Here is a 22,658-nt window from a genome sequence, read left to right on the forward strand (position 1 = left end):
ATGAGCAGCCTTCGGCCACCGGTGCCGGATGCGCCGGGTCATCCGGGGTAGGAGGGGGCGGCGGGGAGGCCGAAGAACTCCTCGAGCGTGTGCCAGCCGCCCTCGTGATAGGCCTGCGCCAGCTCCGGACCGATGTAGCGGAGGTGCCAGGGCTCCGCCTCGTACCCCGTCACCGGCGTGTAGCCCTGCTCGTAGCGCACGATGAACCCGAACTGCCAGGCATTGGCGGCCACCCACTGCCCCTCACGGGAGGCTCCGAAGTCGTCGAGCGTCCCGCATCCGCTGCCGCAGGGCATGAGGTCCATCGCGAGGCCGAGCTGGTGCTCGCTGAATCCCGGCCGCGCGCTCGAGATCTCCGCCTCCGCCTGCCCGCCGCGCGCCACGTTCTCCTGGTAGGTCGACACCTGCGTGTCGTAGGAGCGATATCCGCTGAGCTGCCCGAGCGAGCCGACACCGGCCGTCTCAACGGCCTCCGCCATCTGCTGCAGCGCGGCAGCGGCATCCTGGCGGAGCACACCGGCGTTGAAGGTCTTCAGGCCCTGCACCTGGACGATGCCCTGCGGCTCGTAGTCGAGCGGATTCAGGGGCCGCTGCTTGTTGACGACGACCCAGCGGCGGGCGGGATCAGACAGCGAGATGCACGGGGCGGTTCCGGAGACGACGGCCTCTCGAAAGGACATTCCCCCACCGGCGGCCACGATCACGGCCTCGTCGTCGCCCGCGGCCACCGCTGCGGCGACTGCCGGGTCGTCGCAGATGGATGCGGCGGCGGGCGCCCTGGTGAAGACCGGTGCGGGGATGGCTTGTGCGACGGGCGGGCCGGCGGGCGCAGCGGGAGCGACCACCGGGGCTCCCGCCAGGAGAGCGCTCAGCCACAGTGCCGCCACCACGACGCCGACCACCGCGAGGCACGCGACCGCGATGCGGCGGCGCCGAAGCCGCCCGGACGCGACGCGCGCAGCGCGGCGCGAGGGAAGCGTCTCGGGTGACGCGGTGGAGATCACGCTCCATTGTGCCTCCCGCGCGAGCGATGGGCGAGCTGATCCATACTTCTGCACGAATGATCGCCCCGCAGGGTTGACAGGGATTCGAATCTTTGTTCCACTGTCGTCATGCGGTGGAACGGGCAGAAGGTCGGCGAAGAGGATGCGGCTGCGCTCCCCGGCATGGAGCGACTCGACTCTCTCGTGCGCTCGGTGACGACACCGGAGTTCGCCGGCATGACGTTCCACGAAGTCGCGGCGCGCTCCGCGCTGAATCACGTCCCCGGTTCGTCCGCGATGCCCTTCGATTGGACCATCAACCCGTACCGCGGGTGCAGCCACGCCTGCACGTACTGCTTCGCACGCGGAACGCACACCTACCTCGACCTCGATGCAGGTCGCGACTTCGACACCCAGGTCGTGGTGAAGGTGAACATCGCCGAGGTGCTCGAGCGCGAGCTCGCCCGCAGCTCGTGGGGCCGGGAGCACGTCGCCCTCGGCACGAACACCGATCCGTACCAGCGTGCGGAGGGGCGCTACCGGCTCATGCCCGGCATCATCGACGCCCTGGCCGCATCCGGAACACCCTTCTCCATCCTCACGAAGGGCACGCTGCTGCGTCGCGACCTACCGGTGCTGCAGCGAGCGCACGAGCGCGTCCCCGTATCGATCGCGATGTCGATCGCCCTCTTCGACGACGACCTGCAGCGCTCTGTCGAACCCGGTACGCCGACGGCGCAGGCTCGCCTCGACACGGTCCGCGCAGCGACGGATGCGGGCTTTCGCGTCACGGTCTTCCTCATGCCCGTGATGCCGCACCTGACCGACTCCATCGCGGCGCTCGACGATGCGCTGCGGCGCATCAAGGCGGCGGGGGCGACCCGCGTCGTCTACGGCGCACTGCATCTGCGTCCGGGCGTGAAGCCCTGGTTCATGGCATGGCTGCGGCGCGAGCATCCGGAGCTCGTCTCGAGCTACCTGGGGCTGTACCCGGGGGCGTCGGTGAGCGCGCCCAAGGCGTACCGGCAGTGGCTCGCGCGACGCGTTCGACCCCTGCTGCGGGTGCACGGCCTCGACGGCCGCGACGAAGAGGAGCCGGTACGCGCGCGTCCGGTCGCTCCCGGCGCACGCGCGGCGGCCGCCGCCACATCCGTGCGCTTCACCGGATCGGCGCCGGAGCCGGCGCGCCTGTTCTGACCAGAGACGCGGCAACGCCCCCTCGCACGGGGCGAGAGGGCGTTGCGTGACTCGACGTCAGGCGGAGGCGACGTCGGCGAGCTGGCGTCCGGCGACCTCCTCGACGACGTCGTCGCCGGGGCGGACCTCTTCGAACGGCGCATCGATCTCGGCACGCGAGAGCAGCTCCGTCATGCGACGGCGGCGCTGACGCGGGACCAGCGTGACGACGGTGCCGCTGCGGCCCGCGCGGCCGGTGCGGCCGGAGCGGTGCAGGTACGTCTTGTACTCGTCGGGAGCGTCGGCCTGGATGACCAGATCGATGTCGTCGACGTGGATGCCGCGGGCCGCCACGTCGGTCGCGACCAGCACGTTGACCTTTCCGTCGGTCAGGCGCTGCAGGTTGCGCGTGCGCTTGGCCTGGTTGAGGTCTCCGTGCAGAGCGACGGCGGAGATGCCGGCGTCCTCGAAGTTCTCGACGAGCATCTCGGCGAACGCGCGGGTGCGCGAGAAGACGAGCGTCTTGCCGTCACGGTCCACGAGGGATGCGAGCAGCTCGGCCTTGTCGCGGTGGTCGACGACGAAGACGCGGTGGTCGATCGTTCCGGTCTCCTGCGTCTCGCCCGCGACCTCGTAGACGGCCGGGTCGACGAGGAACTCGTCGACGAGGGCGGCGACCTCGCGGTCGAGCGTGGCGGAGAACAGCAGCTTCTGGCTGCCCTCGCCGGTCAGACGCAGGATGCGCTGCACGGGCTCGGCGAATCCGAGCTCGGCCATGTGGTCGGCCTCATCCAGTACCGAGATCTGCACCTCGGACAGGTCGAGCTTGCCCTGGTTGATGAGGTCTTCGATGCGGCCCGGGGTTCCGATGATGATGTCGATGCCCTTCTTGAGCGCACCGACCTGACGCGCCTGGGGCACGCCGCCGTAGATCTGCGTGGTGAAAAGGCCGACGCTGCGCGCGATCGGCTGCACGGTGCGGTCGATCTGCAGAGCGAGTTCGCGCGTGGGCGCGAGGATGAGCGCCTTGGGGCGACGGCCGAACTCGCGGCGGGTACCCGCCTGCGCGCGCAGGATGCGCTCGACCAGCGGCGCGCCGAACGCGATGGTCTTGCCGGAGCCGGTGCGGCCGCGGGCGAGCACGTCGCGTCCCTCGAGGATCGGGGGAATGGTCGCCGACTGGATCGGGAACGGGCTGGGTGCACCGAGCTCGGCGAGCACCTTCACGATGTTCTGACCGAGGCCGAGCTCACCGAAGCCCTGCCCCTCGACGGTCTCGGCCTGGACGGCCTCGGCCTCGAGACGCTCGTGCACGACGTCGACGTGCTGCTCGTGCGCCTTGGCGGCGGTCGCGTTCTCCCCACGACCCCTCCACGCATCGCTGCCGCGCTGCGCGGAGCCTCCGGCCGTGTGGGCCCAATCCGACCGATTGCCACCCTCGCGGCGGGCGGGGCGGTCGTCGAAGGAGCGACGGGGACGGTCGTCGAACGAACGCGGGGGACGCTCGTCGAACGAACGGCGGGGACGGTCGTCGAACGAACGCGCCGGACGCTCACCGAAGGAGCGAGCCGGACGGTCACCGTCACGACGGGCCGGACGGTCATCGAACGAACGGCGGGGACGGTCATCGAACGAACGCGCCGGACGGTCACCGTCACGACGAGCCGGACGGTCATCGAACGAACGACGCGGACGGTCATCGAACGAACGCGCCGGACGGTCACCGTCACGACGAGCCGGGCGGTCGTCGAAGGAGCGAGCCGGACGGTCGTCGAACGAACGACGGGGACGGTCATCGAACGAACGCGCCGGACGGTCACCGTCACGACGAGTCGGGCGGTCATCGAACGAACGACGCGGACGGTCGTCGAAGGAGCGAGCCGGGCGGTCGTCGTACGAACGACGGGGACGGTCGTCGAACGAACGGGCCGGGCGGTCGCCCTCGCGACGGGCCGGGCGGTCGTCGAACGACCGGGCGGGACGGCCCTCGCGGATGCCGCGGGCCTCATCGCGGCCGGCGCGCTCTGCCGAGGTCCAACGACGCTTGGGAGCCGACTCCGCGGTCTCCTCGCGGTAGCCGCGGTGGTTCGGGCTCTTGGAGCCGGTCGAGCCGGCCGAGGACTCGCCCGGGCGACGCTTGCGGTCCTGGAACGAGGTCTTCGCGCCGTAGCGGGGCTCGAAGTTCTTGGCCGGACGTCCGCCGGCGGGCTTCTTGTTCTTGGGCATGGGTGATTCTTCCTGGGTTCTCTTCGCACGAGAACAGCACCCGCTCAGAACGCGGGCATACCCGGACTACCGTCGGCCGGGGCCATTTTCGATGATGGTCATGTGCGCCGAGCGGCGCTCACCATCGGCCCCATGGACTCACAAACCCATCCGCGCACCACGCGGTGTCCAGAGCCGACATTCCAGAGTACCCCACGCGACTGGGAAAGTGCCTCACGTGGGTACGCTGAGGGGATGAGCGCCGATCCGACCGGAGTCCGTCACCGCCTGTCGTCGCCGAACGGATCGGCCGAGATCACCGAAGTGGGAGCCTCGTTGCGCGCGTTGCGGATCGACGGCGTCGACCTCGTTCCGCACTATCCCGACACGGCGGCGACGCCCGCCGCATCCGGGGTCGTTCTGGTCCCCTGGCCCAACCGGGTGCGCGACGGACGCTGGTCCCAGCGCGGCACCGACTACCAGCTCGCGCTCACCGAGCCCAAGCTCGGCAACGCCTCGCACGGGCTCCTGCGCTTCACCCCCTACCGCCTGGCGGGCTCGGAGGCGGATGCGGTGACGCTCGAGGCCGATGTCTTCCCGCAGACCGGTTACCCCTTCCATCTCGCGACCCGGGTGACCTACGCCCTGACCGACGACGGCCTCGACGTCCTGCACCAGATCACGAACGTCGGCCCGGATGCGGCACCTGTCGCGCTCGGCACGCATCCGTACCTCTGGATCTCGGATGTGCCCACCGCCGAGCTGCGCCTCGAAGTGGATGCGGCGACGTGGTTCCGTCTCGACGAGCGCAACCTCCCGATCGCCGAGGAGCCGGTGGATGCGGCGCACGACCTGCGCGCACCGCGCCGGGTCGGAGACCTGACGCTCGACACCGCGTACTCGACGCTCCGACGTGGAACGGACGGTCGTGTCCGCGGCGTGCTGCACGCCCCCGACGGTCGCCGCCTCGAGCTCTGGGCCGGCGCCGGGTTCGAGTACCTCCAGGTCTTCACGACCGACCGTTACCCCGGGCAGGAGGTCGCGGTCGCGATCGAGCCGATGACCGCCCCCGCTGACGCCTTGAACTCAGGCCGCGACCTGCGCTGGCTCGAGCCCGGCGAGACGTGGGAACTCGAGTGGGGCATCTCCCTCGCACGCTCCTGAGGCGCCGGCCGGCGGCGTGTTCCGCGTCCGCCGGTAACACGCACCGGGGTTGTCGGTAACCTCCGACGGTTATCTTTGACCCATGCGGTTTCGACCGCTGCGGCGACGCCGACCGGCTGCGCTGCTCGCCAGCCGGTGCGTGCAAGGGGCTCCACGTTCCGCCGGCTGGATCGGTGTCCGTCTGGGTGGAGGGTACCCGCATGTTGCGTACCGTTTTCGCGTCGTTTCCCGCTTCGAGCCTCAGCGGGGCAGATCCCACGCCGCCGCGCGTGCGACTGCACCGGGCGGTGAGCGGGCTCCTGCAGGCTGATGCTCTCCGTCTCGCCGTCCTGGCGCTGACGATCCTGCTCACCGGGCTCGGGATCTCGATCGCGACGACGACGAATCCGCAGTGGTGGCGTCTGCACTTCAGCCAGCTCGGCACCTACGGGGACGCGTCGGCGATGTTCTTCAACGGCACGCTCATCCTCGGCGGCTCCACGGTGCTGCTGTTCGCACGCGCCGCCGCGCGCCAGCTTCGTCCGCTGGAGGGGACGCGGGTGCGCCGCGGCACGGCGATGACAGCCCGCATCCTCTTCTCCGTCGTCGGCGCCAACCTCGCCCTGGTGGGATGCGTGCCGCTGACGACAAACGGGTTCGTGCACGACCGGGTGGCCGCCGCGATGGTCCTCGGCTTCGCCGGGCTCCTGCTGACAAGCCCCTTCATGATGCATCGCTTCCCGAAGCGACTGGTGCTGACGACGGGATTCGTCTTCGTCGGCCTGTTCGCCGGAGCCTGGGTCTTCGTCGCGGGTACCATCAACCTCGCCCTGTTCGAGGTCATCGCCTTCAGCGCGATGTTCGGCTGGTCGGGCGTGTTCCTCAGCGCTCTGGCCGCGTGCGGTGCGCCCGCCACCGCCGCCGAGCCGGCGGCATCCGCGCACGCATCCGCAGCACCGGAGATCCTCGCCCGCGCCGAGGCATCCGACAGCGAGCCGCGAGGCGCGGCCCGCACGGACGCCGTCAGGGTCAGGACCCTCGCAGAGCCCGCCGCGTCGTCGGCGCATCGGGTTCCCCGGCGGTCTCGGGCGAGCCGGATGCCGGCCCGTCGCCGTCGCGTCGCGCCCGCCGTCGCTCTTTCGCACCCTCGACGAGGTTGTAGAGCGTCGGCAGCACGAGCAGGGTCAGCACCGTCGAGGAGACCAGCCCGCCGATGACCACGATCGCCAGCGGCTGCGAGATGAAGCCGCCGTGGCCCGTGATCCCCAACGCCATCGGCGTCAGCGCGAAGATCGTCGCCGCCGCGGTCATCAGGATGGGACGAAGCCGGCGCGAGCCGCCCGCGACCGTGGCGTCGTGCGCGTTCAGCCCCTTCTCGCGGTACTGGTTGACCAGATCGACGAGCACGATCGCATTCGTCACCACGATGCCGATGAGCATCAGGACGCCGATGAGCGACGCCACCCCCAGCGGCACACCCGTCACGATCTGCAACAGGATGGCGCCGGTCGCCGCGAACGGCACGGAGACGAGCAGCAGCAGCGGCTGACGCAGCGACTTGAAGGTCGCGAGCATGACGATGTAGACGATCAGGATGGCCGCGAGCATCGCGAGACCCAACTGGGTGAACGCGTCGGTCTGCTGGGTGACGACACCGCCGAGCGAGGCATCGGCCCCCGTCGGCAGCGACACGTCGGCGAGCGCCTTGTTGACGGTCGCGTTGGCCGATGTCAGATCGTCGCCCGCCGGGGTGACGGTGACCGTGGCGGTGCGCTGGCCGCGCTCGGTCGTGATGGAGGTGGGCCCCTGGCTCTGCTCGACCGTCGCGATCTGGTCGAGTCGCACCACGCCCCCAGCGCTCGGGATGGTGAGCGCGCGCAGGTCGTCGAGGGTCGCCGGAACCTGGGATGCGGCCAGGTAGACCGTCAGCGAGGTGCCGTCGATCTCCACCGATCCGACCTGACGCGGCTGCATCGTTCCCGACACGAGCCCACCGACGGCGACCTCGGACAGACCGCGTGCCGCAGCCGCATCCCGATCCACGGTCACGGCGATGTACGGCAGCGATGCAGACAGGTTGCTCGTGACCTGCGAGATGCCGTCCTTGCCCTCGAGGCCCGACTGCACCGCGTCCGTGGCCTCCTGCAGCGTCTGCTGGTCCGGCGCGGTCACATCGATCTCGATGTCGCTCGAGCCGAAGCCGCCGCCGGAGGAGGCGAGCGCGATGGTGCCGACGTCGTCGAGATCGGCGAGGGCCGACTGCACCCGGTCGCGCAGAGCGAGCTGATCGGCTCCCGCATCCGTCGTGACCGAGTAGGTGATGCCGCCGCTGCCGCCCGAGAACGCGTCGCGCACGGCGGAGCCGCTCGAGCCGATCGAGACCTGCACGGTCTCGATGCCGTCGACGCCCTTGAGGGTCTCCTCCACGCGGGATGCCGCCGCATCCTCCGCGTCGAGGCTGGCGGCCGGGCCGAGGGTCTGCGTGATGGTCAGCGTGTTCTGACCGGAGTCGCCGAGGAAGTTCGTCTTCATCAGCGGGGCCAGCGCGCCCGTGCCGACGAGCACCAGCAGCGCGATGCCGAGCGTCACCCACGAGTGCTTGAGCGTCCACGACAGCACCGGCAGGTACGCCTTCTGCAGACGCGAAGGCGGCGCGGACGGGTCCTCCGGGTCGATGTGCTCTCCGTCGGAACCCTGCACCGGCTTGCCGGGCTTCAGGAACCAGTACGCGAGCACGGGCACGATCGTGAGAGACACGAACAGCGACGCCGTCATCGCGAGGGTGACCGTCAATGCGAAGGGACGGAACAGCTCGCCCGTGAGGTCGCCCACGAAGGCGATCGGCAGGAAGACCGCGACGGTCGTGATGGTGGATGCGGTCACCGCCGCCGCCACCTCGCGCACGGCGAGCAGGATCGAGGCGCGCTTGTCAGCATCGCCGACGTAGTGCCTGCGGATGTTCTCGATGACGACGATCGAGTCGTCGACGACGCGCCCGATCGCGATGGTCAGCGCGCCGAGGGTGAGGATGTTCAGCGAGTAGCCGAACGCCTGGATGCCGATGAAGGTGATCAGCACGCTCGTCGGGATCGAGATCGCGGTGACGATCGTCGCCCGCACCGACAGCAGGAAGATCAGGATGACGAGAACGGCGAAGACCAGCCCGAGCAGCCCCTCCTGCGCGAGCGCCTCGATGGACTGCTCGATGTAAGGGGCCTGATCGAAGACCACGGAGAACTGGGCGTCTCCGCCGAGCGCGTCGCTGAGCTGCGGCAGCGCGTCGGTCACGGCACGGGAGACATCGACGGTGTTCGCCGCCGGGAGCTTCGTGACGGCGATCGTCAGAGCCGGCTCGCCATTGACCCGCGAGAGCGATGTGACCGGATCGGCCGCTTCGGCGACGGTGGCGACCTGACCGATCGTCACGGTCCCCCCACCGAACTGCGCCGCATCCGTCGGCACGAGCGGCAGGGCCGCGAGCTCGTCGACCGACGTGATCTTGGCTCCGGTCTGCACGGTCAGCGTCTGGTCGCCCTCGGTGATGGCGCCGCCGGGGAAGAGCACGCCGTTCTTGTCGAGGGCGTCGGTGATCGCCTGCTGCGTGAACCCGGATGCGGCCAGCTTCGCCGCATCCGGGGTGATGACCACACGCTTGCCGATGGAGCCGACGATCTGCGCGGCGTTGACGCCGGCGAGATCCTGGATCTCGGGGACGACGGCGGACTCGAGCTTGTCCTGGATCGCCTGCGCGTCGCTGTAGCCCGTGACGGCCAGCTGGATGACGGGCAGATCGTCGATCGACACGGAGATGACGTTGGGCTCGACGCCGGTCGGCAGCTGGTCCTTGATGCGCCCGATCGCCAGGCTGATCTTCTGCTCGGCGGTGGCGAGATTGGTGCCGTAGGTGAACGACGCGCGCACGATCGAGGCGTTGGTGGTGCTCGTCGCCGTCGTGGACTCGAGACCGGGCACGCCCTGGATCGCCGTCTCGATCGGCGTCGACACGTCGTTGGAGACGACCTCGGGCGAGGCCCCGGGATACGTGGACAGGATCGACAGCTGCGGGAACTCGACCGAGGGGATGAGCTCCTGCTTGAGGCTGGTGAGCGCGAGCGAGCCGAAGATCGCCGCGACGATCGTGATGAGCGCGATGAGCGCGCGGTTCTTCAGGCTGAGGACTGCCAAGTGTGACACGGGAGCGCTTTCATGACGGCCGACTCGAGAGGGTGCTGCGGCGAGGAGGCACGATACAGGGCTGTATCGAGGTCAGTATCTCACGCGTTCTCGCGGGAACGCCGGGGTCGCCGGCCTATCCGGCGATGAGCCCGCCGATCGCCAGACCCGCCGCCGCGGCGGCGGCAGCCAGCACGAGTGTGCCGATCGTGTTGGTCGTGGCAGCCCATCCGCGACGGTCGGTCGCCATCACGGCGCTGACCGCGGCCACCGAGCTGAAGGTCGTGAAGCCGCCCAGGAGCCCCGTCCCGATGACGGCGAGCAGCGCCGCATCCGACACCGCGCCGGTCAGCAGACCGAGCGCGAAGGAGCCCGTCACGTTGATGACGAGCGTCCCCCAGGGGAATCGAGCGCCGACGAGCGCGGTGACCGCGAGGTCCACGACGTAGCGCGCACCCGCGCCGATCCCTCCCGCGACGGCCACGACGAGGAACGTGAGAGGCGTCATGCGGACCTCCGCCGGCCGAGGGCGAGGCCCGCCCACGCGGCAGCGAGTCCCACGGCAGCGGTGGCGAGGGTGAGTGCGATCGCCGCGCCGTCGACCGCCTGCACCGCGAACGTGCTGTACGTCGTGTAGCCCCCGAGCACACCGGTTCCGAGCAGCTGGCGCAGATCGCGCGAGCGCGCGGTCTCGGCACGACGGGTCAGCACCGCCGTCAGCAGGCCGAGCGCAAAGGCTCCCGTGACGTTGATGACGGGCACCGCGATCGGGTGCCAGCCCGGCACATCGATGAGCAACAGCCCTGCGCGCGCGGCGGTTCCGAGGGCACCGCCGAGGACGATCAGTCCGAGATGCCGCCACGAGAACCCTGCTGCCACCCGGCAACGGTACCGCCGCCGTTCCGGGTCTGCGCTCAGCCCTCGACGAGGCGGCGGATCGCGGTCTCGGGTGAGACGCCCGACTCCAGCAGCCGTCCCTTCGCATATGCCCGCCACACGCGCGGGTCGATGTAGCTGCTGCGCGCCACCGAGGGGGTGTTGCACAGCACGGCCGCCGTCGCCTTCACGGCGTCTCGCTCCGCGAGCTTTCGCGCCTTCTTCGTCTCCACGTGACCGAGACGCGCGAGACTCTCCGCCGCGGTCACCGTTCCCCGCAGCGTCCGGAAGTCCTTCGCCGTGAAGTCTCCGCCGGTCAGCACGCGGATGTAGGCGTTCACCTCCCCCGGAGTGAGGGGCACACGTCGCCGTCCGCGCCGGTAGGCCAGCAGCGGGGAGCGCGGACGCCCCGCCGTCAACTGCTCGAGGACGACGGCGAGGTCCTCGTCCTCGATCCGGATGCGGGCGCGCACCCCGCTCTTGGCGGGGAAGTCGAGCTCGATCACCCCCGCCTCGACGCGGACGTCGCGGCGCTGCAGGGTCGTGAGGCCTCGTCCGCCGCCGCGGCGCAGGTACTTCGTCGAGCCGATGCGGATGGCGCCCGCATCCAGCATGCGGAACGCGGCGGCGAGCACGGCCTCACGCGAGTCGTCCGCTCGCCGCAGCGCCGCCGTCACCCGTCCGCGGGCGCGCGGCAGCGACTCCGCCAGGGCCAGCGCCCGCGCGTACTTGCCCTTGTCCCGCTTGGCCGACCAATCGGGGTGGTACAGGTACTGTCGACGCCCGGCGTCGTCGGTGCCGACCGCCTGGATGTGGCCGTTGTCCTTCGTGCAGATCCACACCTCCCGCCAGGCCGGCGGGATGACGAGGGCCTCGATGCGGGCGCGCTCCGCGGCCGTGACCTTCGTGCCGTCGGGCCGCGTGTAGCTGAACCCCGTACCGCTGCGCGTGCGGGAGATTCCCGCATCCGATCCGGGATCGACCCGGGCCAGTCGCGCCACGTCAGTGGTCGCGCAGAGCCGAGATCAGCTCCGCCTTGCGCTTGCCCGAGTACCCCGTGAGACCGAGCTCCTTCGCTCGCTTGCGCAGTTCGGGCACCGTCCAGTCCTCGTAGTCGCCGGAGCGCCCGCCGCGTCTACCGACGGCCGACCGCCCGTCACGCGCGGCCGCGTTGGAGATGCGCGCGGCCTTCTCCTTCGACGCGCCCTCGTCGCGCAGTTCCTCGTACAGCTTCGGATCCTTCAGGCTGTTCGCCCCGCGTCCACCCGGCATGTCGGCCTCTCCCGCCCCGCGTCCGCGAAGCGTTCCCCCGACGCTAGAGCGCCCCGCATCCGTACCTCAGCGGGCTTGACATGTGAGAGGACGCGCGCCTATGCGACTAGCACCGGCCGCTTTCGAGCGTCAACCCCTCTGATGCTGTGAGTGCGCAGTGGGAACGTGGGGGTGTGCCCACGAGGCATCCGGGTCGCGCGGCGTCCCGGCGAGAACGAGGAGAATCCAGATGAACATCGCACTGCTCATCATCATCGTCGTCGCCATCGTGCTGGCGATCGTCGGAGGCCTCAACACAGCGCTGAACTGGTTGCTGTGGGTGGCGCTCATCGTCGGCGTCATCGCGCTGATCGCATTCCTGCTCCGAGTCATCCGAGGCGGCAGCAAGGTCTGACACCTCGAGAAAGGGGCATCCGTCGCCGACGGGTGCCTCTTTCTCGTGCGCGGCTGTCCGCGGGTAGCGTGAGCGCATGGTCTCCGCGCGCGAGCACATCGATCCCACCCCCTTCGTCGAGGCGAACCGCGCCAACTGGGATGAGCGCGCCGAACTCCACGCCGCCCGCGACGGATCCGGGTACGGGATCGAACGCTTCGTCGCCGACCGCGAAGCGCTCTCCGACGTCGTCCGGTTCGATCTGCCCCTGCTCGGCGACATCCGCGGCAAGCGCGCCGCGCACCTGCAGTGCCACATCGGCACCGACACGCTCTCGCTCGCGCGGCTCGGCGCCCGCGTCACGGGGCTGGACTTCTCCGAGACGGCGATCGCCGAGGCCCGCAGGCTCGTCGCAGAGTCGGGCGACGACGTCGACTTCGTCCGCTCCGACGTGCGGGATGCGGCATCGGTCCTCGAGCCCGCATCCTTCGACCTCGTCTACACCGGCATCGGCGCACTGTGCTGGCTGCCCCGGGTCGACGAGTGGGCCCGGGTCGTCGCGACCCTGCTCGCCCCCGGCGGGTCGCTGTTCATCCGTGAGGGACACCCGATCCTGTGGTCGGTCAACGAGACTCTCGAAGACGACATCCACCTCCGCTTCTCCTATTTCGAGCCGACCGAGCCCCTCGAATGGGACGACGACTCGACCTACGTGCCGACGACACGTGCGCTGACGGCGACCAAGACCTACGAGTGGAACCATGCCCTGGGCGAGATCGTGACCGCGCTGCTGGATGCGGGCCTGCGCATCGACGCGCTCGTCGAGCACGACAGCGTGCCGTGGGAGGCGCTGCCCGGCCGCATGACGCACCGCGCCACCGACGGCGAGTGGGTGCTGACCGGCCGTTTCGCCGGCGTCATGCCGCTGACCTACACGATCCGGGCCACCAAGCCGGCCTGATCTTCGCCGGCATCCGCACCGGCACCACGCACCTCGGTGCACAACTCAGCCACACCCCGCCTCCTGCGCATCCCACCGGGCGACGACCCGCGGTTCTGGCTGAGTTGTGCTCGCCAGCCAGCGCCCGAACTCCTGCAATTCCGCCACCTCGGCGGGCTCGGCGCCCGCGATCCGCAGATGTGCAGGAGTTCGGGCCTTCCGAATCGAGATATATCGTGTTATCGTCGCAACGCGATATATCTCGATAGACGAGGAGAACCGACATGGCACCGGAAAAGTGGCTCATCCACCCCGGCGAGACGCGCGTGATCGACCTGGACGACATCACGCACCTGAAGGTGGGCCTGGTCGGCGGTGAGATCGACATCGTCGCCCACGACGAACCCGGCGTGCGCATCGAGGTGCACGCGGTGACGACGAAGGATCTGCGCATCTCCGCCGAAGACGGCCGGATCGAGATCGACCACCCGCAACTGCGGTGGGACAACTTCCTCGAGGTGTTCCGCAACTTCGGCTCCGGCGGCCCCAAGGCCGAGATCAGCGTCGCGGTCCCGGCGGACATCGCCCTGACCCTCGGCGTCGTCAACGCCAGCGCTCTCGTCTCCGGCCTCGCCGCGGATGCGCGGGTCAACACCGTCTCCGGCGACGTGATCGTCGACGGCCTGAGCGGCGACCTCACCGTCAACGCCGTCTCGGGCGACGTGCAGAGCCGCGGACTCGACGGCGCACTGAACGCCAACAGCGTCTCGGGCGACGTGACCGCGACGGGACGCATCACGAAGGCGACGGTCGACACCGTCTCCGGCAGCATGATGATCGACGCGATCGGCCCGGTGCACCAGATCGGCCTGAACACCGTCGCCGGCAGCACCACCATCCGTCTGGATGCCGGCCTGCCCGCCAACTACGTGGTGCGCAGTGTCAGCGGCCGCGTGCAGATCGACGGGGTGCCGCACTCGGGCCGCGGCAGCGGACCGACCACGAACTACTCCGGCTCGATCGGCGAGCTCAGCGGCAGCTTCGTGGACGTGCGGGCGAACTCGGTCTCGGGCGACATCACGGTGCTCCGCCGCCCCGTCGGGGAGGACGAGCAGTGATGGCGCCGGTCTTCTCCCACGGCGACCTGCGCCTGTACCTGCTCAGCCTCCTCGACGAGTCCCCTCGCCACGGCTACGACCTCATGCAGGCGCTGGCCGACCGCACGGGTGGCACCTACACACCGAGCGCCGGAACGATCTACCCGCGCCTCGCGAAGCTGGAGGAGGAGGGGCTGGTCACCAAGACGGTCGACGGGCGCAAGACGATCTACGCGCTCACGGATGCCGGGCGCGCCGAGGTCGCGGCCCGCGCGGGCGAGCTCGAGGGCATCCAGTCCGACCTCGCGGATTCCGTGCGCCTGATCGCCCAGGAGGTGCGCGGCAGCGTGCGCGAGGCGATGCGGAGCCTGCGCGCCGATCTCGCCGCGGCATCCAAAGCCGACCGGGACGCCCCGACACCGCCGCGCGAGGACGACGAGCGAAGCGCCACGCGCGAGCAGCTGCGACGTGCGGAGGCGGCCGTCACCGAGTTCCGCACGCAGGTGCGCGCCGACATGCGCACGCACGTGGCTCGGGGCGGACAGCTCTCCGCATCCGCCGTCGACGCCTTCATCGAGGCGATGGATGCGGCCGCGCGCGAACTCACCCGGGGACTGCGCGGCTAGGAACTACTCGACCCACGGATCGTCGGCATCGGCCAGGGGCTCCTCGAGAGGAACGACGAGCACCGGCCGGTGCTGACGATGGGCCAGGCGCGCGGCGACCGAACCGGTGAAGAACTCCCGCAGGGTCTCGCCGAATCCCCGCCGGCGCGTGCCCACCACGATCATCACCGCGTCCACCTGATCGGCGAGATCCTTCAGCGCCATGGCCGGGTCACCCACCAGCGAACGCATCGTCCATGCATCCGGCGCGAGCAGCTTCTCGGCTCGAGCGCGCACCGCATCCGCTTGCGCCTGCCCCGCCGCGAGGTTCAGATCGATCGGCGCGCTGTGTTCCACCCCGTCGGGGTCGGCGTACGTGACGAAGCGCGTCACGTCGACATAGGCGACGACGAGATCGCGCCCGAAGAGTCGCGCATAGCGGGCGGCTTCGATCCAGACCCGATCGGGAAGATCCGCCGTCGCTCCCAGCACGACCGGTCCCACAGCCTCTTCGCCCATGACTCCTCCGCGGGCGGCCGCGGGAGAGACCCCGCGAGCCACCGTGTTATTGTTGATGCTACTCTTCCCGGTTCAGAAACCGGACTACGCGGATGCGATGGGCGCCAGCTGCAGCCCTCGCCGTCAGAATATGAGGGGGTCTCGCATGGGGCGTGGCCGTCAGAAGGCGAAGCACACGAAGATCGCCCGTGAGCTGAAGTCATTCAGCCCGTCGGTGAACTACGCGGCGCTCGAGCGCGAACTCGGTCACCCGAGTGACGAGAACGAGTACGTCGACAAGTGGGCCGACCAGTACGAGGACGAAGACGAGGACGAAGACTCGCTCGAGGGCGCCCGGTAATTCACCGGGGCCCGCGCGGCGACACCTCGCCCGCTCGTCGTCACAGCCAGGCCGCACGGCGCACCGCTTCGGTGCCCGTGCGGCTGCTCTGTGGTGTCAGGACGTCTGCGTGCCCTCGACCCAGGCGAGGTACTCCTCGCTGACGGTTCCGGTCACGTAGCGCCCGTCGAAGCAGCTCATGTCGAGGTCGGTGATGTCGGAGCCCTCGAGGATCGCCGCCTTGAGGTCGTCGATCTCCTGGTAGACCATGTAGTCCGCACCGAGCTCCTCGGCGATCTCGGGGATCGTCCGGCCGTGCGCGACCAGCTCGTGCCGGGACGGCATGTTGATGCCGTAGACGTGCGGGAACCGCACCGGCGGCGCGGCGGAGGCGAACGTCACCGACAGCGCGCCCGCATCCCGCGCCATCTGGATGATCTCCTTGCTCGTCGTGCCGCGCACGATCGAGTCGTCGACCAGCAGCACGTTCTTGCCCTTGAACTCGCTCGGCATGGCGTTGAGCTTCTGGCGGACGCTCTTCTTGCGCACGGCCTGGCCGGGCATGATGAACGTCCGACCCACGTAGCGGTTCTTGTAGAAGCCCTCGCGGTACTCGATGCCGAGCTTGCGGGCCACCTGCATCGCCGCGGGGCGCGAGGAGTCCGGGATCGGCATGACCACGTCGATCGTGCCCTGCGGGGTGTACTTCGCGATCGTGTCGGCGAGGCGGTCGCCCATGCGCAGGCGCGTCTCGTACACCGAGATGCCGTTCATGACCGAGTCGGGACGCGCGAGATACACGTACTCGAACGAGCACGGCGCGAGCGTCGTCTCGCTCGCGCACTGGCCCGCGTGGAGCGTCCCGTCGAGCGCGACGAACACGGCCTCGCCGGGAGCGACGTCGCGGACGACCTCGAAGCCGGCGTTGTCGAGGACGAGCGACTCGGAGGCCACCACCCACTCGTCGTGACCGTCCGGGTTGGAGCGGCGACCGAGGATCAGCGGACGGATGCCGAACGGGTCCCGGAAGGCCAGCAGGCCGTGGCCGGCGATGAGGGCGATCGCGGCGTACGAGCCCTCGACGCGCTCGTGCACACGTGCGACGGCGCGGAACACCTGCTCGGCATCCAGTTCGAGACCCGGGATCTCGGACTGCAGCTCGCCGGCGAGCACGTTCACGAGCAGCTCGGTGTCGGAGCTCGTGTTGAGGTGGCGGCGGTCCTTGCGGAACAGCTCCTCGGTGAGCTCTCGCGTGTTGGTCAGATTGCCGTTGTGCACCAGGACGATGCCGTAGGGGGCGTTGACGTAGAAGGGCTGCGCCTCTTCTTCGTTGGACGCCGTGCCCTTCGTGGCGTAGCGCACGTGACCGAGCCCGATCTCACCGAGCAGGGCCCGCATGTCGCGGGTGCGGAACGCCTCGCGCACCTGACCCTTCGCCTTGGCGATGTGGAAGACGCCCGAGCCCTCGGCGGTCGCGATACCGGTGGAGTCCTGTCCGCGATGCTGCAGCAGCAGGAGGGAGTCGTAGATGTCCTGATTGATCGGGCCCTGCCCGACCATTCCGACGATGCCGCACATGAGGTGTTAGTTCGCTCCGTCTCGCGTGCCGTCGCCGTAGGCGCCCACCAGGCGCACCGCGCCGCCGTCGACGCCCTTGGCACCCTCGATCCACTCGCCATCGGCCCGTGAGCCCTCGCCCACCACGCCGACCTGCCAGGCGTCGATGCCGTATCGAGCGAGAACGGATGCGGCCGCATCCACACGCTCGGCGGAGATGACCGCGAAGAACCCGATGCCCAGGTTCCACGTGCCCTCGGTGGCCTCCAGCTGCAGATCGCCGAGATCGGCGAGCACCCGGAACACGGGCGCGGGCGACCACGTGGAACGGTCGACCTCGACCCAGCTTCCCGGGCGCGAGCACCCGAGCGAGGTTCGCGCCGATGCCGCCGCCGGTCACGTGGCTGAGGCTGTGCACGTCGCCGCCGAGCTCATCGATGAGCGCGAGGATCGGTGTCGTGTAGAGGCGGGTGGGCTCGAGGAGTGCCTCGCCCCACGTGCGGCCGAAGTCCGCGGCGTGATCGCCGTACTGCACACCGGCGCGGGCCACGATGTGACGCACGAGGGAGTAGCCGTTGGCGTGGAGTCCGCTCGAGGCCAGTGCGATCACCGCGTCGCCCGGGCGGACGCGGTCGGCGCCCAGCACGCGGTCGGCCTCGACCACGCCCGTCGCGGCTCCCGCGACGTCGTAGTCGGCGACTCCGAGGAGCCCCGGATGCTCGGCCGTCTCGCCGCCCACGAGCGCGGTTCCGGTGGCCTCACAGCCCTCGGCGATACCGCGCACGATGGCGGCGATGCGCTCGGGGACGACCTTGCCGCACGCGATGTAGTCCGTCATGAACAGCGGCTTGGCGCCGACCACGACGATGTCGTCGACGACCATGCCGACCAGGTCCTGACCGATGGTGTCGTGCTTGTCGATCGCCTGCGCGATGGCGACCTTGGTGCCCACGCCGTCGGTGCTGGAGGCCAGCAGCGGCCGGCGGTAGCCGAGAAGAGCGGAGGCGTCGAACAGCCCTGCGAATCCGCCGACGCCGCCCAGGACCTCGGGGCCCTGGGTGCGACGCACGGCCGACTTCATGAGTTCGACGGCCAGATCACCCGCGGCGGTGTCTACACCCGCGGCGGCATAGGGATCGGGAGCCACCCCTTCAGCCTACCCGGCCGAGCGCACCGTCGCTCCGCCGGGTGAGGCGGTGCGACATCCGCACGATCGGTGGGGCACACGCGCACGCACGAGGCGCATGAGCCGGCCGAGGTGCGATCGGTCGTGCACACGTCGTCGCACGGATACCGGTGAGATGCGCGCCTGGGCGCCACGCACCCGGCGAGGGCCGGGCGGCCCCTACAATGACGGCATGCCGAGCGCCGAGAGGCCGCAGTGGGTGGTCCGCGAAGACGCGGGGCCGAGCGTGCTCGCCGCGCTCTACCTACGGCAGATGCTCGGCATCCGCAGTCCCGAGGAACTGCCCGGGCTTCGCGGCGTCCCGACCGACGCGCCCGAGGCGGATGCGGTGCTGGAGCGGCAGTGGCGCGCGCTGTGGGCGATGACCGTGGAGCCGATGGCCCACCCCTCCGAGGTGCCGCTGGAGCTCGTCGCGGGCATGGACACCCTGCTCGCGCTGCCCGCCGACGGCGCCGACGAACTGCGTGCCGCGATCGTTCCCCACGCCGGCGCGGCGCTCGCCTTCGCCCGTTCCGCCAGCGCTGTCCACACCGATCGCGTGCGCGGCTCGTCCTACCGTGCGTACGCGAGCGCGATCGCCGTGCACGAGCGCGAGGTGGGCCGGCGCGCGCACTCGTTCGAGCTGAACGTGCAGGTACTGCCGCTCGCCCAGCGGGGACTGTGGTGGATCGGCTCCCTCACGATCGCCGTGACCGACGGCCTGCGCGGGGATGTGGCGGCCTTCGACGCGGCGATCCATCCGATCATCGCGGAACTGGCCTGAATTCAGTCCCCGTCGCGTCGAACGCGGGCGACCTCGACAGAGACGTCGCGGGCGCGCCGCGCCATAGCCCGGTCGAAGAGCAGGGCGATGACTCCGCCGACGGTGAGGCCGACCACGGCGCAGACGAGGGCGAGGAAGCCGAACACCTGCATCTGGGTGTACTGCACGCCCGCAGCGCTCGGCTCGTCGGTGCCGTGGAACGCGAAGGTCAGGATCATCGCGACGAGCACACCCACGGCCGCGCCCAGAACGAGGAAGACACCGTACTTGGGTGCGCGACGCACCCGCAGGGTCTCGACGTGTTCGTCGGTGACCGTGCGGGGGGTCTGGGGGTCCTGCGGCTCGGTGGCCATGGGTCCATTGTCTCATCCGCGGCATGCACGCTCGTCAGAGCGCTGGAGCGCGATGTCACGGCGCGGGGGCTCGGCGCGCCCGCGGACACGCCGAAGCGCCGGCCCCCAGGACCGGCGCTTCGGGTTTCGGCGCCCCGCGGAAGCCGTTCGCGGGGCGCCGAGCCTGTCAGGCCCGCTGACGGCGACGCATGGCCACCAGCAGCACGCCGCCGAACGCGATCACACCGATGCCGAACCAGAGCGCATCCGTCGGCGCAGCGGAGCCCGTGGACGCCAGCGCGCTGTCGGTGGCGCTGTCGCACGGCACCTCGGCACCGAGCGGCAGCGAGAAGGTGACGGCATCCAGCGCCGTGCCCGCCTCATAGAAGCCGGCGAAGGCCTGCGCACCCGCCGAGGTGAGCGTCGCCGACGCCCCGGAGAACGTCACACGGTTCGCTGACTCCTGCGCCTGAGGAAGGGACAGCGTCGCGAAGACGATGCCCGATGCGTTCGTGTCGGGCGAGCCGTTGAACCCCTTCGACTGCACGTTCAGGATGAGCGAGGCGGAACTCGCGTTGTTGATCTGGATGCGGGGGTTCGACAGCGTCATGTCGAGCGCACCGCTGTGCCCCGTGTAGTGCACGGATCCGCCGAAGCTCACCCGTCCGCGGTCGGCCTCGGTGTTGAAGGCCCCCGAACCTGCTCCCCAGCCGCCGTCGATCGCGCCGTTCGCGACCGAACCGGTGACGTAGGAGCGGAACGACTCCTTGACGCCCCAGTCGATGCTCGCGCCCGACACGGCGCGGGCGACGCAGACGGGAGCCGCGACCTGCTCGACTGCGGGGACGACGGTCGCCGCGGTGACGGAGAAGGGAGCGGATGCGACGACCGCACCGTTCACGCTGAGTTCGACCGTGTGCGCGCCCACCGGGAAGTCCGCGGGGACGTTCCAGCTGAACGTGACGGTGCCGCTGCCGCTCGCCGGCACCGTGCCGATGCGCACCGGCTCGGAGTGAGCGACGGCCGTCACGGCGTCGCCGGCCTGGAAGCCGCCTCCGGTGATCGTGAGCACACCACCCTGCTGCGCGCTCGCGCCGACCGGGAAGCCGACGAAGGGAGCCACGGGCTGCGCGACGGCGACCGGCGTGAACGTGTCGAGCGAACGGTCGGTGACGGACAGGCCGTGTGCCGCGGAGGTGACGACCTGGTAGCTCTTCGATGCGTCGAGCGCCCCTGCGGGCACGGTCAGCGTCGTCGAGAACGCGCCGTCGACGATACCGGCCGACGGGACCCACGCCTGGGCGATCCAGCCCGCGGTGGGCAGCGGCGAGCCGCCGCTCCAGGCGGAGGTCTCACCCAGCAGGACGTATGCGCCGTTCGCGGCGCCGGCTCCGACGAAGCCGGTACCGGCGACGGTCAGCACGTTCTGCACCGAGGGGTCCAGCGGCGTGCTCGGCGTCACCGTGACGGCGGGCTCGACCTCCGGCTCGGGCTCGGGCTGCACCGCCGCGAAGGACACGACGGCCTTGGCGTCCTGCGTGCGGTCGTTCATCGCGGTGTGGTTGGCGAGCGTGTACAGCGCGGTCGATCCGTCCTTCGGCTGCACCGTGAACGTGGTCGTGAAGGAGCCGTCCGGCTGGAAGGCGACCATCGTGGGAGTGGTCGGGTTGGAGGTGATCTGCTTCGCGCCGGTCGTGCACCGGTTCGCGGAGATGAATGTGAACGAGACCTCGCCCAGGGGCACATCGACACAGGAGGTGAGGTAGATCGGCTGGTTCGGGTTGTAGCCGGTTCCCGTGACGGTGATCTCCTCGCCGGCCGGGTTCAGCCCGGTCGACTTCGAGAGCGTGAGGGTCGGGGTGCGCTCCGCGGGGGGCGCGGTGATCGACACCGTGATCGCGGTCGAGGTCGACGCCGCGTATGCCGACGTGTCGGCGGGCGTGAACGCCGCCTTCAGTGTGTGGTCGGCGACGCTCAGCGACGAGGTCCGCAGCACCGCGGTGCCCGAAGCCGCTGCAACGCTGCCCAGAGACGCGGCACCGTCGAAGAACTCGACCGAGCCCGCCGCCGCGGGCGCGACCGTCGCGGTCAACGCCACCTCGGCTCCTGCCACGGCGGATGCGGGCGCGGCTGCGAGCGTGGTGGTGGTCGCCGTCGCGGGGAACAACGCCGTCCAGTCGATCGCGACGCCGGTACGCGCGTACAGGTTGCTCGCACTCGGGTTCGAGCGGGAGGGCCAGGCGATCACGTCGTAGGACTTCGTGCGGTCGAGCGTCGCGGCAGACTGCTCGAGCGAGCCGGAAATGGTGCCGGAGGGGTCGGGGGAGACCGCGGCGGCGGGGATGCTGCCGCCGAGCTGGATGCTGCCGAGATCCGTGTCGGCGGGGATGAGTGCGATGTACAGGGACGGCTGAGACTGCCCCGGAAGGGCCGCGATGTTGCCGTAGCCGCCTCCCGTGACGGAGACGGTGACGGATGTTCCGGGGTCGACGGCGGCGGTCGCCGAGAGCGTGTAGCTGGCGGCCTGGGCGGGAACGGCGGCGCCGAAGACGGCGGCGGAGGCGACGAGGGCGGTCGCCACCGCGCTCGCGAGCAGGCGCCGCAGCGACGCTCGAGGTGATCTGTGCACGGGTAACTCCTTGCGGAAGGCGGGTCGGTGATCGCGGGGCGTGACCCATCTCGCGATCAGACGTTAGCTTAGCCTTACCAAAGTCGAATCTGAGAATTCGATATGCGCCCGTTACGCGAAGCGCCGCGGCAGGACGATCGGCCGGCCGGTGTCGGGGTCGGTCAGGATCCGCACCGGTGTCGCGTAGACGGACTCGACACGCTCGGCGGTGAGCACCTCGGCGGGGTCACCGAAGGCGGCGAGCGCTCCGTCGGCGACCATCGCCACGTCGTCCGCGTATGCAGCCGCAAGGGACAGATCGTGCAGCACCACGACGACCGCTCGCCCGGCGGCGGCGAGTCGGCGGGCGATGCGCAGCACATCCTCCTGATGTCGGAGATCCAGCGCCGCGGTCGGCTCGTCGAGGAGCACCACGGGAGTGTCCTGCGCGAGCACCCGCGCGAGCGAGGTGCGGGCCTTCTCTCCCCCGAGAGCGACATGTACGTCCGGTCGGAGAGATGCGCGACATCG

General features: G+C 70.2%; 20 protein-coding genes and 2 pseudogenes. 9 read left to right on the top strand and 13 right to left on the bottom strand.

Annotated features, from left to right (window positions below):
• Positions 1-38 precede the first annotated feature (38 nt).
• On the bottom strand, positions 39-1,004 hold the full coding sequence (locus AC1VNH_RS09775) for a M15 family metallopeptidase (protein ID WP_483111127.1): 966 nt from the start codon (positions 1,002-1,004) through the stop codon (positions 39-41).
• Positions 1,005-1,112: 108 nt separating this feature from the next.
• Here AC1VNH_RS09775 and AC1VNH_RS09780 point away from each other — a divergent pair, with 108 nt between their 5' ends.
• Complete coding sequence (locus tag AC1VNH_RS09780) at positions 1,113-2,180, top strand: Rv2578c family radical SAM protein (protein WP_483111128.1); 1,068 nt, start codon at positions 1,113-1,115, stop codon at positions 2,178-2,180.
• A gap of 57 nt (positions 2,181-2,237) precedes the next feature.
• On the opposite strand, the gene AC1VNH_RS09785 is transcribed toward AC1VNH_RS09780, so the two are convergent.
• Complete coding sequence (locus tag AC1VNH_RS09785; protein WP_483111129.1) at positions 2,238-4,385, bottom strand: DEAD/DEAH box helicase; 2,148 nt, start codon at positions 4,383-4,385, stop codon at positions 2,238-2,240.
• Between the two features lie 234 nt (positions 4,386-4,619).
• On the opposite strand from AC1VNH_RS09785, the gene AC1VNH_RS09790 reads away from it, so the two are divergent.
• Both AC1VNH_RS09790 and AC1VNH_RS09795 read left to right on the top strand, forming a co-directional pair.
• Complete coding sequence (locus AC1VNH_RS09790) at positions 4,620-5,528, top strand: aldose 1-epimerase family protein (RefSeq protein ID WP_483111130.1); 909 nt, start codon at positions 4,620-4,622, stop codon at positions 5,526-5,528.
• 200 nt (positions 5,529-5,728) lie between these two features.
• Positions 5,729-6,328: pseudogene (locus AC1VNH_RS09795) on the top strand (hypothetical protein); the annotation flags it as partial.
• Positions 6,329-6,536: 208 nt separating this feature from the next.
• Here AC1VNH_RS09795 and AC1VNH_RS09800 read toward each other — a convergent pair.
• From AC1VNH_RS09800 to AC1VNH_RS09820, 5 genes are all read right to left on the bottom strand, one after another.
• Positions 6,537-9,701 (bottom strand): efflux RND transporter permease subunit, encoded by a 3,165-nt coding sequence (locus tag AC1VNH_RS09800; RefSeq protein WP_483111132.1) that lies wholly within the window; start codon positions 9,699-9,701, stop codon positions 6,537-6,539.
• 115 nt (positions 9,702-9,816) lie between these two features.
• Positions 9,817-10,188 (bottom strand): fluoride efflux transporter FluC, encoded by a 372-nt coding sequence (locus AC1VNH_RS09805; protein WP_483111133.1) that lies wholly within the window; start codon positions 10,186-10,188, stop codon positions 9,817-9,819.
• Positions 10,185-10,559 carry a fluoride efflux transporter FluC gene (locus AC1VNH_RS09810; RefSeq protein ID WP_483111135.1) on the bottom strand — a complete coding sequence of 125 codons (375 nt, stop codon included), beginning with the start codon at positions 10,557-10,559 and terminating at the stop codon, positions 10,185-10,187. The genes AC1VNH_RS09805 and AC1VNH_RS09810 overlap by 4 nt, the downstream gene beginning before the upstream one ends.
• A gap of 35 nt (positions 10,560-10,594) precedes the next feature.
• Positions 10,595-11,557, bottom strand: a complete 963-nt coding sequence (locus AC1VNH_RS09815) for a DNA topoisomerase IB (protein ID WP_483111137.1) — start codon at positions 11,555-11,557, stop codon at positions 10,595-10,597.
• Position 11,558: 1 nt separating this feature from the next.
• Positions 11,559-11,828 carry a DUF7218 family protein gene (locus AC1VNH_RS09820; protein ID WP_243232094.1) on the bottom strand — a complete coding sequence of 90 codons (270 nt, stop codon included), beginning with the start codon at positions 11,826-11,828 and terminating at the stop codon, positions 11,559-11,561.
• 229 nt (positions 11,829-12,057) lie between these two features.
• Between AC1VNH_RS09820 and AC1VNH_RS09825 the strand changes: the two genes are divergently transcribed.
• The 4 genes from AC1VNH_RS09825 to AC1VNH_RS09840 all read left to right on the top strand — a co-directional run bounded on the left by AC1VNH_RS09825 (position 12,058) and on the right by AC1VNH_RS09840 (position 14,864).
• A complete protein-coding gene (locus tag AC1VNH_RS09825; RefSeq protein WP_137418322.1) occupies positions 12,058-12,222 on the top strand; it encodes a DUF2207 domain-containing protein in 165 nt (54 codons plus the stop codon).
• Positions 12,223-12,298: 76 nt separating this feature from the next.
• Entirely contained in the window at positions 12,299-13,162 is an 864-nt protein-coding gene (locus tag AC1VNH_RS09830) for a class I SAM-dependent methyltransferase (RefSeq protein WP_483111139.1), read from the top strand.
• A gap of 263 nt (positions 13,163-13,425) precedes the next feature.
• Entirely contained in the window at positions 13,426-14,259 is an 834-nt protein-coding gene (locus AC1VNH_RS09835; RefSeq protein WP_344226548.1) for a DUF4097 family beta strand repeat-containing protein, read from the top strand.
• Complete coding sequence (locus AC1VNH_RS09840; protein ID WP_344226550.1) at positions 14,259-14,864, top strand: PadR family transcriptional regulator; 606 nt, start codon at positions 14,259-14,261, stop codon at positions 14,862-14,864. Before AC1VNH_RS09835 ends, AC1VNH_RS09840 begins: the two co-directional genes overlap by 1 nt.
• Positions 14,865-14,867: 3 nt before the next feature.
• Here AC1VNH_RS09840 and AC1VNH_RS09845 read toward each other — a convergent pair whose 3' ends face one another.
• Positions 14,868-15,362, bottom strand: a complete 495-nt coding sequence (locus AC1VNH_RS09845; RefSeq protein WP_483112716.1) for a universal stress protein — start codon at positions 15,360-15,362, stop codon at positions 14,868-14,870.
• Positions 15,363-15,507: 145 nt separating this feature from the next.
• Here AC1VNH_RS09845 and AC1VNH_RS09850 point away from each other — a divergent pair, with 145 nt between their 5' ends.
• Entirely contained in the window at positions 15,508-15,702 is a 195-nt protein-coding gene (locus tag AC1VNH_RS09850) for a DUF3073 domain-containing protein (RefSeq protein ID WP_137418327.1), read from the top strand.
• 96 nt (positions 15,703-15,798) lie between these two features.
• Here the strand turns inward: AC1VNH_RS09850 and purF are convergent, their stop codons facing one another.
• Positions 15,799-17,259, bottom strand: coding sequence for an amidophosphoribosyltransferase (gene purF, locus AC1VNH_RS09855; RefSeq protein WP_483111140.1), 1,461 nt, complete (start codon positions 17,257-17,259; stop codon positions 15,799-15,801).
• Positions 17,260-17,265: 6 nt separating this feature from the next.
• A pseudogene (gene purM / locus AC1VNH_RS09860) lies at positions 17,266-18,319 on the bottom strand (phosphoribosylformylglycinamidine cyclo-ligase).
• Positions 18,320-18,596: 277 nt separating this feature from the next.
• Here purM and AC1VNH_RS09865 point away from each other — a divergent pair.
• Positions 18,597-19,187: a zinc-binding alcohol dehydrogenase gene (locus tag AC1VNH_RS09865; protein WP_483111142.1), complete on the top strand. Its 591-nt coding sequence runs from the start codon at positions 18,597-18,599 to the stop codon at positions 19,185-19,187.
• 2 nt (positions 19,188-19,189) lie between these two features.
• Here the strand turns inward: AC1VNH_RS09865 and AC1VNH_RS09870 are convergent, their stop codons facing one another.
• From AC1VNH_RS09870 to AC1VNH_RS09880, 3 genes are all read right to left on the bottom strand, one after another.
• Entirely contained in the window at positions 19,190-19,540 is a 351-nt protein-coding gene (locus AC1VNH_RS09870; protein ID WP_483111144.1) for a potassium transporter Trk, read from the bottom strand.
• A gap of 166 nt (positions 19,541-19,706) precedes the next feature.
• Positions 19,707-22,148, bottom strand: coding sequence for an HtaA domain-containing protein (locus tag AC1VNH_RS09875; protein ID WP_483111145.1), 2,442 nt, complete (start codon positions 22,146-22,148; stop codon positions 19,707-19,709).
• Between the two features lie 111 nt (positions 22,149-22,259).
• Positions 22,260-22,559, bottom strand: a complete 300-nt coding sequence (locus tag AC1VNH_RS09880) for an ATP-binding cassette domain-containing protein (protein WP_483112747.1) — start codon at positions 22,557-22,559, stop codon at positions 22,260-22,262.
• Between the last annotated feature and the right edge of the window lie 99 nt (positions 22,560-22,658).

The organism is Microbacterium sp. KU4F, from assembly GCF_056868075.1.